This is a genomic window from Natrinema altunense, from assembly GCF_000731985.1.
GTDB classification, from domain to species: Archaea; Halobacteriota; Halobacteria; order Halobacteriales; family Natrialbaceae; genus Natrinema; species Natrinema altunense.
On record NZ_JNCS01000004.1, the window covers coordinates 336,667 to 352,561 of the forward strand.

14 protein-coding genes are annotated in these 15,895 nt (G+C 66.3%); 8 read left to right on the forward strand and 6 right to left on the reverse strand.

Translation table 11 applies throughout. From position 1 onward, the window contains the following. Nucleotides 1-25 precede the first annotated feature (25 nt). Nucleotides 26-1,069: an NAD(P)-dependent alcohol dehydrogenase gene (locus ALTAJ2_RS10610; protein ID WP_007110079.1), complete on the reverse strand. Its 1,044-nt coding sequence runs from the start codon at nucleotides 1,067-1,069 to the stop codon at nucleotides 26-28. A 185-nt stretch (nucleotides 1,070-1,254) separates the two neighbouring features. Between ALTAJ2_RS10610 and ALTAJ2_RS10615 the strand changes: the two genes are divergently transcribed. Next, nucleotides 1,255-2,319: an amidohydrolase family protein gene (locus ALTAJ2_RS10615; RefSeq protein WP_007110080.1), complete on the forward strand. Its 1,065-nt coding sequence runs from the start codon at nucleotides 1,255-1,257 to the stop codon at nucleotides 2,317-2,319. Next, complete coding sequence (locus ALTAJ2_RS10620; protein WP_007110081.1) at nucleotides 2,319-3,089, forward strand: iron-sulfur cluster assembly protein; 771 nt, start codon at nucleotides 2,319-2,321, stop codon at nucleotides 3,087-3,089. Before ALTAJ2_RS10615 ends, ALTAJ2_RS10620 begins: the two co-directional genes overlap by 1 nt. A gap of 60 nt (nucleotides 3,090-3,149) precedes the next feature. On the opposite strand, the gene cgi121 is transcribed toward ALTAJ2_RS10620, so the two are convergent. Next, nucleotides 3,150-3,656: a KEOPS complex subunit Cgi121 gene (cgi121, locus tag ALTAJ2_RS10625; RefSeq protein ID WP_007110082.1), complete on the reverse strand. Its 507-nt coding sequence runs from the start codon at nucleotides 3,654-3,656 to the stop codon at nucleotides 3,150-3,152. Beyond that, nucleotides 3,656-6,025, reverse strand: a complete 2,370-nt coding sequence (locus ALTAJ2_RS10630) for an ATP-dependent DNA helicase (protein WP_007110083.1) — start codon at nucleotides 6,023-6,025, stop codon at nucleotides 3,656-3,658. Before ALTAJ2_RS10630 ends, cgi121 begins: the two co-directional genes overlap by 1 nt. Nucleotides 6,026-6,208: 183 nt before the next feature. On the opposite strand from ALTAJ2_RS10630, the gene ALTAJ2_RS10635 reads away from it, so the two are divergent. Beyond that, nucleotides 6,209-6,673 (forward strand): universal stress protein, encoded by a 465-nt coding sequence (locus ALTAJ2_RS10635; RefSeq protein WP_049900769.1) that lies wholly within the window; start codon nucleotides 6,209-6,211, stop codon nucleotides 6,671-6,673. Between the two features lie 22 nt (nucleotides 6,674-6,695). Here ALTAJ2_RS10635 and ALTAJ2_RS10640 read toward each other — a convergent pair whose 3' ends face one another. Then, the gene (locus ALTAJ2_RS10640; RefSeq protein ID WP_007110085.1) at nucleotides 6,696-7,904 is read right to left on the reverse strand and encodes an inorganic phosphate transporter; all 1,209 of its coding nucleotides are present in this window, start codon (nucleotides 7,902-7,904) and stop codon (nucleotides 6,696-6,698) included. Nucleotides 7,905-8,138: 234 nt separating this feature from the next. Here ALTAJ2_RS10640 and ALTAJ2_RS10645 point away from each other — a divergent pair, with 234 nt between their 5' ends. Beyond that, nucleotides 8,139-8,384, forward strand: coding sequence for a ferredoxin (locus ALTAJ2_RS10645; protein ID WP_007110086.1), 246 nt, complete (start codon nucleotides 8,139-8,141; stop codon nucleotides 8,382-8,384). A gap of 82 nt (nucleotides 8,385-8,466) precedes the next feature. Here the strand turns inward: ALTAJ2_RS10645 and mdh are convergent, their stop codons facing one another. Continuing rightward, nucleotides 8,467-9,381, reverse strand: coding sequence for a malate dehydrogenase (gene mdh / locus ALTAJ2_RS10650; protein ID WP_007110087.1), 915 nt, complete (start codon nucleotides 9,379-9,381; stop codon nucleotides 8,467-8,469). 241 nt (nucleotides 9,382-9,622) lie between these two features. Here mdh and ALTAJ2_RS10655 point away from each other — a divergent pair, with 241 nt between their 5' ends. The 3 genes from ALTAJ2_RS10655 (at nucleotide 9,623) to ALTAJ2_RS10670 (ending at nucleotide 12,160) form a co-directional block, all read left to right on the forward strand. After that, nucleotides 9,623-10,087, forward strand: a complete 465-nt coding sequence (locus ALTAJ2_RS10655; RefSeq protein ID WP_007110088.1) for a TIGR00725 family protein — start codon at nucleotides 9,623-9,625, stop codon at nucleotides 10,085-10,087. A gap of 77 nt (nucleotides 10,088-10,164) precedes the next feature. After that, nucleotides 10,165-10,908: an Sjogren's syndrome/scleroderma autoantigen 1 family protein gene (locus tag ALTAJ2_RS10660; protein ID WP_007110089.1), complete on the forward strand. Its 744-nt coding sequence runs from the start codon at nucleotides 10,165-10,167 to the stop codon at nucleotides 10,906-10,908. A gap of 400 nt (nucleotides 10,909-11,308) precedes the next feature. Next, a complete protein-coding gene (locus tag ALTAJ2_RS10670) occupies nucleotides 11,309-12,160 on the forward strand; it encodes a phosphatase PAP2 family protein (protein WP_007110091.1) in 852 nt (283 codons plus the stop codon). A gap of 67 nt (nucleotides 12,161-12,227) precedes the next feature. On the opposite strand, the gene ALTAJ2_RS10675 is transcribed toward ALTAJ2_RS10670, so the two are convergent. Next, the gene (locus ALTAJ2_RS10675) at nucleotides 12,228-14,687 is read right to left on the reverse strand and encodes a DEAD/DEAH box helicase (protein ID WP_007110092.1); all 2,460 of its coding nucleotides are present in this window, start codon (nucleotides 14,685-14,687) and stop codon (nucleotides 12,228-12,230) included. 271 nt (nucleotides 14,688-14,958) lie between these two features. On the opposite strand from ALTAJ2_RS10675, the gene ALTAJ2_RS10680 reads away from it, so the two are divergent. Continuing rightward, nucleotides 14,959-15,816 (forward strand): hypothetical protein, encoded by an 858-nt coding sequence (locus ALTAJ2_RS10680; protein ID WP_007110093.1) that lies wholly within the window; start codon nucleotides 14,959-14,961, stop codon nucleotides 15,814-15,816. The last annotated feature ends 79 nt before the right edge of the window (nucleotides 15,817-15,895 follow it).

Here is a 15,895-nt window from a genome sequence, read left to right on the forward strand (position 1 = left end):
GGGTGGGGTACGATGACTGGTTTCGTCAGGGCGGCTGGATCACCGCTCGGCCCTCGATTTCGTTGTGCTCGAGCCGTTCCGCGACCGTGTTGATCTCGCCGAGGTCGTGGCGTTCGGTGCGCAGTTCGACGTCGCCCCGCTCGACGAGCGCGACGAGTTTCTGTAACTCGGCGTACTTGCCGACGAGCGTGCCGCGGAACGAGAACTCGCCGTTGACCAGTGCCTGACTGGGTTCGTGAACGTGGCCGCCGTAGCCGACGATGTGGTGGTCGCCCCCGGCGGCGACGATGTCGGGTGCGAGTGCGGTCGTCTCGTCGCGGCCGACGAAGTCGACGACCTGCTGGGCTCCCTCGTCGTCGGTCAGGTCCGCAACCACGTCGGCGAGGTCTTTCTCGGCGGAGTTGACGGCGTGGCGAGCGCCCAACGCTTCGGCCAACTCGAGCGCCTCGTCTTTGACGTCGGCGGCGACGACGTCCGCGGCGCTCGTGGCCTCGAGACACTGGAGGCCGATGTGGCCGAGTCCGCCGACGCCGATGACGACGCAGGTGTCGCCGGGGTTCAGTTCGTCGACAGCCTTTTTGACGGCGTGGTAGGCCGTGATCCCGGCGTCCGCGTGCGGTGCGATCTCCGTCGGATCGACGCCGTCGGGCAGCGGAATCACTGCCCGCTCGTTCGTCTGCAGGTATTCGGCGAACCCGCCGTCGGTGGTGAGCCCGTTGAACGCGCTGTTCTCGCAGTACATGTCCTCGCCGAGCCGGCACGGGCGACAGATGCCACAGGTCTGGACGGGATGACAGATCACCGGATCGCCCGCCTCGACCAGCGTTACCTCCTCACCGGTCTCGGCGACGATCCCCGCGTTTTCGTGACCCAGCGTCATCGGCAGGTCCTGTGGCGCGTAGTCGGTCCACATCCCCTCGATGATGTGATTGTCAGTCTGACACCATCCTGCCCCTTCAACCTCGATCAGTACCTGATCCGATCGCTCGAGCGCCGGTCGGTCGATCTCGTCTATCGAGAGCGCGTCGCCCATCTCGTCAGTGTACTCGTGAAGCCTGGCTGCTTGCATGGTACTGACACACAGTTCGTCGTCACCCGTCATAATACCCCCTCGAGTATCGCCCCGTATGATTATTTGAATATTGATATCGGTATTTGGATACGCTAACTTTGACCCTTCAAGCTCAACTTGGTGTGTGATTCATATCTGTCTGAAAAAGAGTAATGTGGTGTGGTGTCAATGTACAGTGTGGGATGTATCAGCAAAACGAAGAGGACATCTTCGTCATCGATGCTCACGTGCACCTGTGGGATGCGACGGAGGAGAACATCAAACACGAGGGTGGGGAGGAGTTCATCCAGTGCTTCTACGATTATCACACGACGTTCACCCCTGAGGAACGGCAGTGGGACATGGACGAGTATCGCAAATACGGTGCCGACCGAATGGTCGCGGACCTGTTCGGTGACGCCGCCGCCGATATGGGCATTTTCCAGCCGACGTACCTCACCGACTTCTACGCTGAGGGGTTCAATACGACCGAGCAGAACGCCGCACTCGCGACCGAGTACCCCGAGCGATTCGTCCTCAACGGCACTTTCGATCCCCGCGACGGTGATCAGGGTCTCGAGTATCTCGAAGAACTTCACGAGAACTACGAGATTCCCGGGGTCAAACTCTACACCGCCGAGTGGCGCGGCGACTCGAAGGGGTGGCGACTCGACGACGAGGAGGCGTTCGAATTCCTCGAGAAGTGTTCGGAACTCGGCATCGAGAACATCCACGCACACAAGGGACCGACCATCCGCCCGCTGAACCGCGACGCGTTCGACGTGGCGGACGTCGACGATGCAGCCTCGTCGTTCCCCGAACTCAACTTCGTCGTCGAACACGTCGGCCTGCCGCGTCTCGACGACTTCTGCTGGATCGCCGCACAGGAGAACAACGTCTACGGCGGGCTCGCGGTCGCCGCGCCGTTCGCCCAGAACCGACCGGGTAAGTTCTCCGAGATCATGTCCGAACTGCTCTGGTGGCTCGGCGAGGAGCGCGTCCTCTTCGGCTCGGATTACGCGCTGTGGAACCCCGACTGGCTCGTCGAGGAGGTCATGGAAGCCGAACTCACCCAGGAGCACCGCGCCGAGTACGGCGTCGAGTGGGACCTCGAGACCAAGAAAAAAGTCATGGGCGAGAACGCCGCCGATCTCTACGACATCGACATCGAAGCGAAACGGCAGGCGTTCCAGGACGACGAGATCAGCCAGCAGTTCGGTCTCGAGGACCACTACGCCGGCGAGGAACCCGCGGCTGCAGACGACTGATGAGCTCACAGATATCCGACGGCCCGACTCGAGCGGCCGTCCGCGATCGATTGAACCGGGTTACCGATCCGGAACTCGACTGCTCGATCGTCGCGCTCGAGTACGTCGACGGCATCGAGATCACCGGGCACCGCGTCGCCGTCGACCTCACGCTTCCGACTGCGTGGTGCTCGCCGGCCTTTGCCTGGATGATGGCAGTCGACGCCCGTGACGAGGTCGAGTCCCTCTCGACAGTCGAGGAGAGCCGGATCACGCTCCACGAACACATGCACGAAACGGAGATCACTCGCGGCGTGAACGAGCGCCTCTCCTTCGGCGAGGCGTTTCCTGATGCCGACGGTGATGTCGCAGCAGTCCGTGCGGAACTCGACGAGAAAGCTCGCGTCGCCCGCCAGTACGATGCAGTCGAGGCACTGCTGGACGCCGGCCTCGACGCCGAGGCGATCGTCGATCTCAGCTCCCGCGACCTCGAGATGGACGATTCGACGAACACTGTCGCCGTCTACGTCGACGACCGTTCGTTCGCGGTCACCGTTCCGAACGACCCGATCGAGCGGTACCTCCACAAAGCTCGCGAGACTGCCCTCGTTTCCGAGCCGGACGCCTCCCTGTTTCGAACGCCGGAGGGCGACCCCATCGACGCCGAGTCGTTCGCCCTCGTCCACCGGCGGGGGCGGCTCACACAGGTCAACATGTCGAGTCAGGGCGGCATCTGCGACGGCCTTCGGGAGGCCAGAGAACGGCGTCTCGAGGGGGCGGCCGACGACTGACTGCGGTCCGCTGTATTTGCAGCTAGTGTGTCCCTCGCGGGACGTCTCGGCACCGCGAAACTACTTTTCGACCTCGAGCAGTGCGACCCGTTCGTGAACCAGCGCCGACAGTGGCGCGTCTGTGGCCGCCCGTTCGGCATCGGTGATGTCGAAGAAGCCACACAGCGTCTCGGCGTCCTGCGTCTCGAGCGTCGAGTCCCGCTCGACGAACGCGCCCAGCGCCTTCAGTTCCGCGATCGCGGCCGCTTCGTCCCCGTCGTGAGCGCCGTCGACGAGCACGACCGCGCGGTACTCGCCCTCGCCGACGCCCATCTCGAGGGCGCGGTCGATCTGCCGCCGGCCGGCGGCGTACAGGAGGATCTCGACGGCCCGATCCCGGGCGACGTTCTCGCCCCGTTCGATGGCCCGGTCGGCGAACTCGACGGCCCGCGCTATGTGTCGACGGTCGGCGACGTACCGCGAATCGAACGCCTGAACCGTCACGCCGTGGCGGGCCCCGATCTCACCGAGGGTGGCCACGAACGCGTCGATATCGTCGATCTCGAGTCGGCCTTCGAGTAGCGCCATCAGAAATCACCCAGGCTCGCTTGACTGTCGTCCGCGTCCGTCGTTTCAGTCGCATCCGTTGCTGTGCGGTCCCCGCTCGCGTTCGCCACTGCGTTCCCGTCCCCGTCGCTTTCCCCGTCCGCTCTCGGCTCGACGCCGTCCATCGAGGGGTCCTCGCGGCCCGCGTTCTCGAGGATGGTCTCGGCCGTCTTCCGCCCTTTGAGAACCGCGAGGATGACGCCTTTGTCCGCAGTCCGTAAGTCGGCGGGCTCCTTGATCCCCGCGTCGTAGAGCCGGCGGGCGCGCTTGCGGCCCACCCCGCCGACCCCGACGAGTTCGAGGAGTTCCTCACCCACGCCGTGTTCGACGCGGGCGCGGGCCTCCCGGACGGCGACGGTCCACTCGCTGTCGATCTCCGCGGCCAGGGACTCGGCCGCCCCGAGCAACCACTCGGCGGTGTCGACCTTCCCGCGGAGGTCGCCGGGTCCGATCTTGTAGCGGTCGGTCAACTGCTCCTCGTCGGTCTCGGTCGCCCAGTCCTCGAGCAGCTTGCCCGTCTTGAGCGCCGAGAGCCAGTCCTCGAAGCGCTCCTCCTCGAACTCGCTCGGGGCGTTCCCCAGCAGCTCGGCCCCCCGTTCGTAGAAGAGGTCGCCGAATCGTTCGTCCTCGCCGGAGCGCAGATAGAGTTCGTACATGTCCGGCGTCCGCGAGATCAGTTGGTAGAGTCCCAGTGCGGTCGGCCGTTCGTCGGCGTCCGCGAGCCCGTGGACGATCTCGGCGGCGCTCATCGGGTCCAGGTAGAGCCGCGAGACGGTGTGTCCGAGGCTGGTCGCCGCGAGTTCCTCGTCGCGGCTGCCGTCGTCTGCGAGAGCGGCTGCCGATGTGAACGCTCCGTCGTCGACACCCTCGCTGTCGTCGCTCCCACCGCTCTCGCGCTCGATAAAGTCGTTCGACTCGAGATACTGTAGGACCGTGTCGGTCACCGTCTCGAGCCGACCGGGTTCGCTCGACTGGCTGGCGTAGAGAGTGGCTTCGAGGAACTCGAGCAACTCATCGCGCGTGCGGGCGAAGCCGGAGGCGATGGTCGCGAGGACGTGGGTCCGCAGGGCGGGCTCGGCCGCCAGTTTCGAGCGTACCGGCTCGGGCTCGGCCCAGATGTAGCGATCGAACAGGTCCTCGCTCTCGTCGTGGTTCTTCGCGAGCAACACGGCCTCGCCGTAGGGATCGAGACCGGGGCGGCCGGCCCGCCCCATCATCTGGTGGACTTCGAGGACGTCCAGCGGTGCCATGCCGCCGGCGCTGGGATCGAAGCGCCGCCAGTCGCGGACGATCACGCGGCGGGCGGGCGTGTTCACGCCCGCGGCGAGCGTCGGCGTCGCCGAGATCACTTTCAGGAGTCGGTCCCGGAAGGCGTCCTCGACGATCGACCGCTGGGTGCTCGAGAGGCCGGCGTGGTGAAATGCGGCCCCGTGTTCGACGGCCGCAGCGAGGTCTTTGCTGGTCTCGGTGTCGCTGTCGTCCCGAATCTCGTCGGCCAGTTCGGCCAGCTCGGTCCGTTCTTCGGGAGTCAGTTCGTTCGTCGAGACGTCGCCCAGCCGCCGCGCGGCGGCCTCGGCGTTCTGCCGGGAGTTGACGAACACGAGCGAGGAGCCGTCCTCCCGTAAAATGTCGCGGACGAGGGCGGCCTCCTGCTTTTCGCTGCCCTGGACCGGGACCTCCCGGGTCGAGCCGTCGTCGAAGTTCAGGGCGTTGCCGTAGTGGACGCCCATCTGCAGCTCGATCGGTCGCCAGTCGGTGTCCACGAGCGCAGCGTCGAGCCAGTCCGCGATTTCGTCGGCGTTGCCGACGGTCGCCGAGAGCGCGACCAGCTGCATGCGGGGATTGAGCTTCCGAAGTTTCGCGAGGGTCACCTCGAGCGTCGGCCCTCGATTCCGGTCGTCGATGAGGTGTACTTCGTCCGAGACGACGCAGGTCAGATCCGAGAGCCAGTCGGCCCCGTTGCGAACGAGCGAGTCGACCTTCTCGCTGGTGGCGACGACGATGTCCTTCGTCGCGAGCCAGTCGCTGGTGCTCTCGTAGTTGCCCGTCGTCACGCCGACCGTGACGCCGAAGCGCTCGTAGGCCTCGAACTCGTCTTTCTTCTCGCTGGCGAGTGCCCGCAGGGGGACGATGTACAGTGCCGTCCCGCCGCGCTCGATCGCCGACAGCATCGATAGGGCGGCGATCATCGTCTTCCCGCTGGCGGTGGGGACCGCGGCGACGAGGTTCTCACCCTCGGTCGCGCCGGCCTCGACCGCCGCTGTCTGCGGCGGGTAGAGCTCCTCGATGCCTTCGCTCCGGAAGTGGTCGACGGCACCGGCCGGGAGCCCCGACAGCTCCTCGATATTCATTGTCCTCCCTTGGCGCGTCCCGCGGTTTAAAGTATCGTCTTGTGGGCTGCGGAGGCCGCCCCTCGAGCGACGCTGTGCTCGCTTGTCGCCCCGGTTCACGGCGAGCAACCGGGCTGTTCGCGTGCGTTCGAAGAGCCGGTGGGTTTCCTTCTCCCGTCCGAGTCGTTCGACGCCGATAGACCGATGCGACCCGCCGTCGAACAGGCCCGTATGGCCGACTCCCATCCCGACCGCGTCCTCGTTCCCACGCTCGGCCGTCCGCGGGAAGACGAGGCCCTCGCCTACGCCCTCGAGACGTTCCCCGACGCCGACATCGTACTGCTCACCGTCATCACGCCGCTGGACGCGCCGCTCAGCGAGGGCGGTATCCTCGAGCGAAGCGAGGACCGGCGGGCGCAAGCGCGGGCCAGCGCAACCGACTTGCTCGAGTCGGTTGCCGATGCGGCCTCGGACCGGGTCCGGATCGAGACGGCCGAGGGACGGCCCGGAACTGTCGTTCCGCAGTACGCCGCCGAGGCGAGGATCGATCACGTCGTCATGTACGGCTCCAGGACGGGCTCGACGGGATTCCTCAGGCGGTTTCTCTGTCGCGACATCGCGGCCACGGTGGTCGACCGGACCGCACAGCCGGTGACGGTGCTCGACTGATGGCCTCGAGTCCGAACGAAGCTTAACCGCCGATAACCGACGCGAACAGCCGATACAGGCCGTAACTGACGACGACCGAACTCGAGAGGGTCACCAGCCAGAAGGTGATCGTGACGCCGATCTTGCGCCGGGAGACGCCCGCCGAGCCGCCGGCCAGTCCGCCGCCGATGACCCCCGACAGGATGATGTTGTTCAGCGAGATGGGAATCCCGAGCGCGATCGCCAACTGTGCGATGATGAACCCCGGGACCAGCGCCGCGATCGAGCGGCGAACCCCGAGTTGGGCGTACTCCCGGGACGTCGCCTGCAGCAACCGCGGCGCACCCATCCAGGCACCGGCGAGGATTCCGGTAGCCCCGATCCCGAGCAGGAGGATCCCCGGCAGGCCGAGTTCGACGCGAAAGAGGTTCTCGAGGGGGCCGGTCGCGAGGCCGACCTGCGAGCCGCCCGAGGAAAAGGCGACGATGCCGCCGAGGACGAGCAGGAACGAGCGGATCCCGTTCTCGACGGAGACGCGGACGCGCTCGCGGCTCCAGTAGAACGCGATGACGCCGACCCCGACGGTCACGAGGACGGTTCCGAGGTCGACGCCGGCGGCGAGCGCCGGCCCGCCACCGAACTGCCGGGAGACGAAGCCGGCCAGGGTGCCCTGCTCGGCGGCCGGATCGGGGATCACACCGAGGCGGACGTTGGCGACGATCGCGCCGACGATACCGGCCAGCAGCGGGACGCCGACCGTCTCGGGAACGTCGTCGCGCCGCAGAACCGTCGCCGTCGCGTACGCCAGTCCGCCGGACATGATCGGCACCAGCAGCCAGAAGAGTCCGAGCCGTCGGTAGGTGTCGATCGCCGGATCGCCGCCCAGCGAGAGGCCGACGCCGACCATCGCGCCCGTCGTCGCGAACGCCGCGGGGATCGGATACCGTGTGTAGATCCCGACCGCCATGAACCCCGCCGCGGTCAGCAGCCCCGCGGTGGCCGCAAGCGGCGTGATCGTGACGCCGTCGATGAGGTCCGCACCGACCGTCTCCGAGATGCTGCCGCCCTGCATGAGCGCTCCCGCGGCCGCGAGCAGGCCGATGACGAACGCCGCTTGCATCGTCGAGATGGCGTTCGCGCCGATCGCGGGGGCGAAGGGTGGCGAGTTGCTGTTCGCCCCGAGCACCCACGCCATGAACAGACAGGTGACGATAGCGGCTCCGACGAGGACCCCGAAGGAGAGTGCGACCATTCCGTCTCGTACATCGTCGTTCGACGACCCCGTGGAAAAGCGTTTGCTCGGCAGCGAACCCGTGGCTCATGGTCCCCATCGCCTCCCGTGGGGACCGTCGTGCCGTCCCGCTTTCGCAACTCGAGGGGGGGTGAGCCGCCGAACAGTAAAGCGATGCTGTCATCTGGCTCCTGGTACCGCGGACCATGACCGGGGACCGCTACCGATTTACGCCGATCGGCCCAACCACCTCGTATGAAGGTCGAATTCGACGAGGACACCTGTATCGGGATGTTCCAGTGCGTCGCGGAGTGGGACGCCTTCGAGAAGGACAAATCGAAAGGGAAGGCGATCCTCGCGGACAGCGAGGAACGCGAGGACGGCGTCTTCGTCCGCGAGGTGCCCGACGACGCGGAACTGGACGCGAAGTTCGCCGCTCGGTCCTGTCCCGTCGATGCGATCGCGATTTACGACGACGACGGCAACCAGTTGATTCCCTGATCCGACGGCCGAATCGCCGTCCGCAGTCTCGAGGCTACTCGGTCGACGATGGTCGCGAACAGAACCGGCGACCGGGTGTCGTCTACGAGATTTCGTCGTACTGCTCGGAGAGTTTCTCGGCGGCCTCGCCGAGTTGGTTGCGCTCGTACTCGGTGAGGTCCCACTCGACGATCTCCTCGACGCCGTCGGAACCGAGCTTCGCCGGCACGCCGAAGGCGGTGTCCTCGTGGCCGAACTCGCCCTCGAGTTTCACGCTCGCGGGGAGGACCTCGCCGGTGTCACGCAGGATGGCCTCGACCATGTGGCCGACGCCGGTCGCCGGCCCCCACTGGGTCGCGCCCTTCTTCTCGATGACGTTCATCGCCGAGGTCTGGAGTTCCTCGAGGAGGTCCTCCTTTTCGTCCTCGTCGAACTCGGGATCGCGTCCGTCGACCCGGACCTTGGAGAACACGGGGACCTGCGCGTCGCCGTGCTCGCCGAGGATGGTCGCGTCGACGTTCTGCACCGGAGCGTCGAAGCGCTGGGAAATGACGTACCGGAACCGAGCGGAGTCGAGCCGGCCGCCGAAGCCGATCACTTTCTCGCGGGCGCGCTCGCCCGTCTCGTAGAGGTGGCGGTTCAGCAGGTCGACCGGGTTCGACGTGGTGACGGTGATGAAGTCGTCGTTGTGCTCGGCGATCGAGGAGCCGATGTCTTCCATGATCGGGGCGTTGTCGCCCGCCAGATCGATCCGTGTTTGCCCCGGCTGGCGCGGGATGCCCGCCGTGATGACGACGACGTCCGATCCCGCGGTGTCCTCGTAGCCACCCTGTCGGATCGTCGTGTTCGAGTCGTAGGCCGCACCGTGGTTGGCGTCGGCGGCCTGTCCGATCGTGTCGTCTTCCTTGTCCGGAATGTCGACGAACACGAGCTCGTCCGCAATGTCCCGAAGCGCGATGTTGTAGCCCGCAGCGGCCCCGACGGTCCCGGCCGCGCCGACCACGCTCACTTTCGTCATACCACGTAATGATTCCCCATCGCACACGTTAAATCCGTCGAAACCTCTGGCTTCGAACCGATTCGGCGATGAATATTTCGACGACTGTCGTATTCCATCTCGCGCTCCGCGGACCACAGTATGCCCGGCCGCTCGGGCGGCCGCTCACTGCTTCCCCCCGCGATCCGACGCTCACTTTCGCTCGAGTCGCCCGCGACTCGAGACCGAACCGATCATTGTCGCCGCCCACGGCGTCTCGCGTATGCGCGCTAGCGTCATCGGCGGCGGGACGGTCACGGACGAACAGGCAGCCCGCGCGGAAGCGGTCGGCCGCGAACTCGCGGCTCGCGGTCACGTCGTCGTCTGCGGCGGTCGCGGCGGGACGATGGCAGCGGTCTGTCGCGGCGCGAAGTCCGAGGGCGGAACCACGATCGGTATCCTCCCCGGCGAGCGCCCCGGAGCCGCCAACGACGATGTCGACATCCCCATCGCGACCGGTCTCGGCCACGCCCGGAACACGCTCGTCCCGCTGAACGGCGACGTGGTCATCGCGCTGGCCGGCGGCGTCGGTACCCTCTCCGAGATCGGCTTCGCCGGGATCTACGACCGTCCCGTCGTCGGCCTCGGGACCCACGACGTTTCCGCCCTCGAGATCGATTTCGAAACCGCCGACACCCCCACCGAGGCCGTCGCTGCCGCCGAGGCCGCACTCGAACGATCGCGGTGACTCGGGGCGCGGCTCCGTCGATAGGGCCGCTCTCCCCCTTCGCAGCTTTTTCGATGGTCCGCCGCCTCTAGACGAATATGAGCGACTTCGACAAGGAAGCCGAGCGCGAGAAACTTCGAGAGAAGTACGAGCAGGACAAAGAGGAGCGCAAGGCGACCCAGCGGATGAGCGACCTGCTGCTCAAGGGTGCGACGATGACCAACGCCCATTGCGGGACCTGCGGCGACCCCCTCTTCCAGGATGACGGAACGACCTTCTGCCCCAGCTGTCACGGTACCCCCGACGCCGTTCAGGGGACCGATCTCGAGGCCCAGTCGGCTGCGGAGGGAGTGGGCGACGGAACTGCCACCGGTGGGTCCGCTGATCGACCCGGTGCCACCGACGCGGCCGCGCCGGATACCGACGACGCCGCGACGACAGCGGCCGAGACGGCGTCCACGCCCAACCAGACGACGACCGACCCGCGCGACGCCGACCACGGACGGGAGACGAGCGCATCGACCTCGGACCGGCAACCGCAGCCGTCGACGCCGGCTCGAGACGACGGCCCCTCGCAGTCCCGTCCCGACGCCGCGTCGACCGCCCGCTCCTCTGCGACTCCCCGCCCCGACGACCGTCGGTCCGGTTCCGACCGCAACCGCCCGCGTCCCGCAACCGGTCCGTCCTCGGCCGACGGCGATCTCGATGCCGCTCGCGATGCGCTCGTCCGGTCGCTCGAGAAGTTCGCCGAAGCGGCCGCCGCCACGGACGATCCCCGCTACGCGGCGGACTGTCTCGAGGCGGCTCGTGAAGCCAGCGAAACGTTGGCGACGCTGCGCTGACCGTCCTCGAGACCGCGGTAACGCCGATCGTAGCCGGCGTCGACGAACGACGGCGAGCTGAATCAATCGACATTCGCTCGGCTTGAGCGCCGTCAAGTGACTTCGCACGTCGCGCAGAGGTGGATCTTCACCGGTTCCTCGCGGTCCCGCGTTCCGTCCGGCTCGACCCCGTCGGGCACCAGTAGATTTAAATTAAGTAGAATGTTACCACCCGATAGGAATACGCGGCGCTGAGCCGTCACGGTTCGAGTGTCCGTCGATCGGGCGGTTTCGACCGGCGCGTCGTCGAAGGCGCCAGTGTCGCCGCCCGGTCCGACTCGCCGCCCTCCCCCCCGTGCCGGATACTCGCTCGCCTGCGGCTCGCGATCGCTTGCCACCCCTAGACGGAGGAGAGCCACCGATGGCATTAGGATACGTTACGTTCATTACGATAGCGACCGTCTGCACCGGCGTTACAGCCACTTGCGCGCTCTGTGTCCGCGCTTCGGCGCTCCCGCGAACGATCGCCGAACTCGAGGATCGGGGCCGGAGTATCGCGCCCTATCTCGGCGTCACGCTGCTGGTGTTGTTGGTGAAGCGATGGACACATTACCGCAGGTTGGAACTCTCGTATGCGCTCGACTGGGACATCACCGCGGAGATCTACGCCGTGGAAGGCTCGTTCGTCGCTGGCCTGCAGTCGATCGTTCCCGACGCGCTGATCGGATTCTTCTCCGCGATGTACATGTTCGGGTTCCCGTACCTGCTGGTGTCCGCCCTCGTCCTCTACTTCCTGTTGGGGACCCAGCGGCGCTTCAAGCAACTGCTCGTCGCGTACGCCCTCAACACCCTGGTCGGCTCGGTGTTCTATACGCTGTTCGTCGCCTACGGACCGCGCAATCATCTGTCGACCGTCAACGGGCTTATGTACGAGTTCTACCCGCAGACACAGGAACTCACGGCGGAGGTGTCGGCGAACACGAACGTCTTCCCGTCGCTCCACACGTCGCTGGCGGTTATCGTCGCGCTATTCGCCTGGCGGTCGCGCCGGGAGTACCCCAGATGGTTCCCGATCGCGTCGGTCGTCGCCACCCTCGTCGTCTTCTCGACGATGTATCTGGGGATTCACTGGTTGATCGACGTCGTCGCAGGCGTCGTACTCGGTATCTGGTGTGTCCTCACCGCCGAGCGACTCGTCGCTCGCGCGGAGGGTGAGCCCGTTTCGACGTCTGACGACCGCGAGACGGGTCTCACGACCGAAACGAACGACTGAGCCGTGACCCCGGTCGCTCGAGTACTTCGCTTGGCCGCTCGTAACCCGACTGGAGCATCCGCGTTGCTCAGCCCGTGTAGTCGCTTCCGATGACCTCCCGAATCCGCTCGGCGGTCACCGTCCCCACGCCGTCCGCTTCCTGTAACTCGTCTTCGGTCGCGATCATCACCGCCTCGACGGTGCCGAACTCCTCGAGCAGCGACCGTGCCGTGACGGGGCCGATTTCGGCGATCGAGGAGACCACGTACTCCTGTTGTTCGCTCAGGGTCTTGGTCCCCTTTTCGCCGTGGACCGACACCTCCCGGTCGGCGGTCTCCTGTTCCCGGCCGGCGATCACCGCGAGCAGTTCGGTCGTGTCGTCCTCGTCGTCGGTCCGCAGGACGCTCGCCCCGAAGTCGACCGCGAGACTCGAGAGTGCCCCCCGGACCGCGTTCGGGTGGACGTCCCGCTGTTCGTAGAGTCCCTCGCCCTCGATGACGACGATCGGCCGCGAGTAGTGGCGAGCCATCGCGCCGACCTGTTCGAAGACGGAGCGGTCGCCGCCGACCAGCGAGTCGACGAAGTCCGCGACGGACTTGCGCTCGACGACGACCCGATCGGAGAGGACGTAGTCGCCGACGTCGAGCGTCTCGAGGCTGATCTCGTACTCCTCGCGTCGCGAGAGGTCGCGGGCGATGTTCGCGTCCATCTCCCGCTGGTCGGCGACGACCGCGACGGTGTCGCCCTCGGCGTGTGGTTCGTGGGTCTCGACGTCCTCCTCGATCTCGGCCGCCCCGTCTCCGGGTTCTTCATTACTACCCGTTTCCGAGTTGTTCGCTCCGAATTCCTGCAGTCCCGGCCCCGCTACAACCCCCTCGCTTCCGCTGGAGGAATCGCCGACGGCGTCGGTGTTTCCGTCGTTCCCGTCTACTTTCACTCCGCCCTCGCCTGCCCCTTCGAAATCGGTCAGTGACTGCTGTGAGTCGTCGAGTTCCTCGGTGATTTCGGGGGCCAGTCCTTTCAGTTCGCGCAGTTCCGACTCCATCTCCTTCTCACGCCGCTGCGAGATCCAGAAGTAGGCCTCGTCGCGGGTGTCCTCCGCCATGAGGACGACGACCCGACCCTCGGTCTGTCGACCCGTCCGTCCCTTCCGCTGGATCGAGCGGATCGCCGTCGGGACGGGCTCGTAGAAGAGGACGAGGTCGACCTCCGGTACGTCGAGCCCTTCCTCGGCGACCGACGTCGAGACGAGCACCTCGAACTCGCCGGCGCGAAACTCGTCTAAGACCTCCTGTTGTTGCTTCTGGGTCATCCCGTCGGAGCCTTCGCGGTCGCCCTGCCCGACGAACCGCTTCGCGTCGAAGCTTTCCGAGAGGAAGTCAGTCAGCGCCTCCGCCGTGTCGCGGGACTCGGTGAAGACGATCACCCGCTCGCCACCCTCGAGCCCCAGCGTTTCCGCGAGCAGCATGCGCGCTTTGCTGTATTTGGGGTGGATCTCGTCGAAGCGCTCGGCGTTCCGCATGGCCTCGCGCACGCGCGGATCGGAGACCATCCGCTGGCTGGCCTTCGACGCGCCCGAGGTTCGGGCCTGATTGCGCTGGCGCTCGAAGTATCGCCGGAGCGCCTCGACGCTTTGAGTCTCGACCAGCGTGACGGCCTGCCGGAGCTTCATCACTTCGGCGTGGATCGACATCCCCTCGAACCCCTCCGACTGGTCGTTGTTGATCAACGTTTGCAACTCGGCCCGCATCCGATTCAGGTCCTTCTGTGACTGATCAGGTTGGGTCGAACTCGCGACCCCGAGGTCCTTGAGTTTCTCGAGGCGCTCTTTGATGACCTCGTTCAGGGCGTCGCGGATCTCGAGGACTTCGTCGGGCAGGTCGATGCGCTCCCACTCGACCTCGGTGTCGTGGGTGAACTCGTCGACGTCGGCGTCCTCCTCGGTCATCACCTCGACCTCGTCGATGCCGAGGTTCTCACAGACCTCGAGAATTGCCTCCTCGTCGCCCCCGGGCGAGGCGCTCATCCCCGTCACGAGCGGCCGCTTGGCGTCGGCGTGGTAGCGCTCGGCGATGTAGTTGTAGGCGTAGTCGCCGGTCGCGCGGTGACACTCGTCGAAGGTGAGATGGGTCACGTCGGCGAGCGAGATCCGGCTCCCGACGAGGTCGTTCTCGATCACCTGCGGCGTCGCCATCACGACCGTCGCTTGCTCCCACGTTGCGGCGCGGTCGTCCGGGCTCACGTCGCCCGTAAAGACGACGATCTCCTCGTCGGGGAGCTGCAGCGCTTCGCGGTAGAAGTCCGCGTGCTGCTGGACGAGCGGTTTCGTCGGCGCGAGCATCACCGACTTCCCGCCGACCTCCTCGAGTCGCCGTGCGGTGACCAGCAGGCTCACCGTCGTCTTCCCCAGCCCCGTCGGGAGACAGACGAGCGTGTGGTGGTTCGCGGCCGTCCCCGCGAGTTTCAGCTGGTAGAGTCTGCGCTCCAAGAAGTCGGGCTCGAGGAGCGGATGCTCGATCGAGGGCGGTTCCTCGTCCTGTGCTGCCATTGCCGGCTGTTCACCGTCGCCGCGAATAAGGGTTCCCGTACCGCGGTGAAAGTAAACGAGGACGACCTCGTCCCGTGTCGACCTCGAGTCGACGGTCCGATTCCGCCGGCGACACGACCGATACGGGACCCAGGCCGGTAGCTACACCTGCCATCCCTGCGACCGCTGTTTGGTGCCCACCAACTGCCGATCCAGAGCGGCCGATTACCGGTCGCCGCCCGCCAAAATCGGCTGGGGGTTCTTCCACCAGTTCAGCCTCGCATGAGACGCAATGCATCGCAGACACTATCTCGCTGCCGCTGGCCTCGTCGGTACAACCGGTCTTGCAGGCTGCATCGACGAGAGCCCCCTCGCGAGCACCGGCAGTATCGCCGACGATGACGACGATGACGACGCGGCCGACGAACGGACTATCGAAGCGACGTCGGACGGTCCGGAAGCGACGGCTCGAGCGTTTCTCCGCGCCGTCGACGCCGGCGACGACGACGCGTTCGCCGACGCCATCCACAATTCGAGTAGCCTGCATCCGGACAACTTCGATGCGACGACGGACGGTGAGGGCACGGACCGACCGGCGGTCGATATCGAGTCGTTCGACACCGAACTCGACGACACCGGTCTCACCGTCGCGGACCTCCGTGCGATCCCGGGTGCCACGCTGTTCGTCGAGGACGACCTCGCGACGGTCGTCGAGGGCAGTGACACGGCGCTGGTTTCGGCGACGATGGAACCCGGCGACACGGCCGGCGAGGCGTTCGAAGACGAGGTGGAGATCGTGCTGGTCACCGAGGACGGGGAGTGGGCGATTCTCTGGTGGCTCCCCGCCCGGACCGACCCCGCCGAGATCAGCGACGAACCGATCATCGACGAGGCGGGACGCGTCGTCGACACGGTCTCGTTCGATACGTCGGGTGCCAGACACCGCGCTCGGGTCGAGTTCGCGGACGCGCCGGATGTCGACGTGGTGACCGTCGAATCGACGGTTTTCGGGGCCTCCGCTACGATGGACGATCCGAGCGCGACCGACACTGCCACGATCACCCTCGATCCGAACGGGGACGAACTGGTCGTGTCCGCCACCATCGACGGCACGACCGAGGTCGTCCATCGGGAGCCTCACAACGTGTAGCCTCCGGTACGGCTCGTTCCCACCCGCCGCCGTCAGCCGGGTCCGTAGTCGAGCCCACACGTGACCTCATTATAACCCC

Bases quoted from the DNA above. Each gene is read 5' to 3' on its own strand.
- ALTAJ2_RS10610 (WP_007110079.1), bottom strand. From the start codon at position 1,069: ATGCAAGCAGCCAGGCTTCACGAGTACACTGACGAGATGGGCGACGCG.
- ALTAJ2_RS10615 (WP_007110080.1), top strand. From the start codon at position 1,255: ATGTATCAGCAAAACGAAGAGGACATCTTCGTCATCGATGCTCACGTG.
- ALTAJ2_RS10620 (WP_007110081.1), top strand. From the start codon at position 2,319: ATGAGCTCACAGATATCCGACGGCCCGACTCGAGCGGCCGTCCGCGAT.
- cgi121 (WP_007110082.1), bottom strand. From the start codon at position 3,656: ATGGCGCTACTCGAAGGCCGACTCGAGATCGACGATATCGACGCGTTC.
- ALTAJ2_RS10630 (WP_007110083.1), bottom strand. From the start codon at position 6,025: ATGAATATCGAGGAGCTGTCGGGGCTCCCGGCCGGTGCCGTCGACCAC.
- ALTAJ2_RS10635 (WP_049900769.1), top strand. From the start codon at position 6,209: ATGCGACCCGCCGTCGAACAGGCCCGTATGGCCGACTCCCATCCCGAC.
- ALTAJ2_RS10640 (WP_007110085.1), bottom strand. From the start codon at position 7,904: ATGGTCGCACTCTCCTTCGGGGTCCTCGTCGGAGCCGCTATCGTCACC.
- ALTAJ2_RS10645 (WP_007110086.1), top strand. From the start codon at position 8,139: ATGAAGGTCGAATTCGACGAGGACACCTGTATCGGGATGTTCCAGTGC.
- mdh (WP_007110087.1), bottom strand. From the start codon at position 9,381: ATGACGAAAGTGAGCGTGGTCGGCGCGGCCGGGACCGTCGGGGCCGCT.
- ALTAJ2_RS10655 (WP_007110088.1), top strand. From the start codon at position 9,623: ATGCGCGCTAGCGTCATCGGCGGCGGGACGGTCACGGACGAACAGGCA.
- ALTAJ2_RS10660 (WP_007110089.1), top strand. From the start codon at position 10,165: ATGAGCGACTTCGACAAGGAAGCCGAGCGCGAGAAACTTCGAGAGAAG.
- ALTAJ2_RS10670 (WP_007110091.1), top strand. From the start codon at position 11,309: ATGGCATTAGGATACGTTACGTTCATTACGATAGCGACCGTCTGCACC.
- ALTAJ2_RS10675 (WP_007110092.1), bottom strand. From the start codon at position 14,687: ATGGCAGCACAGGACGAGGAACCGCCCTCGATCGAGCATCCGCTCCTC.
- ALTAJ2_RS10680 (WP_007110093.1), top strand. From the start codon at position 14,959: ATGCATCGCAGACACTATCTCGCTGCCGCTGGCCTCGTCGGTACAACC.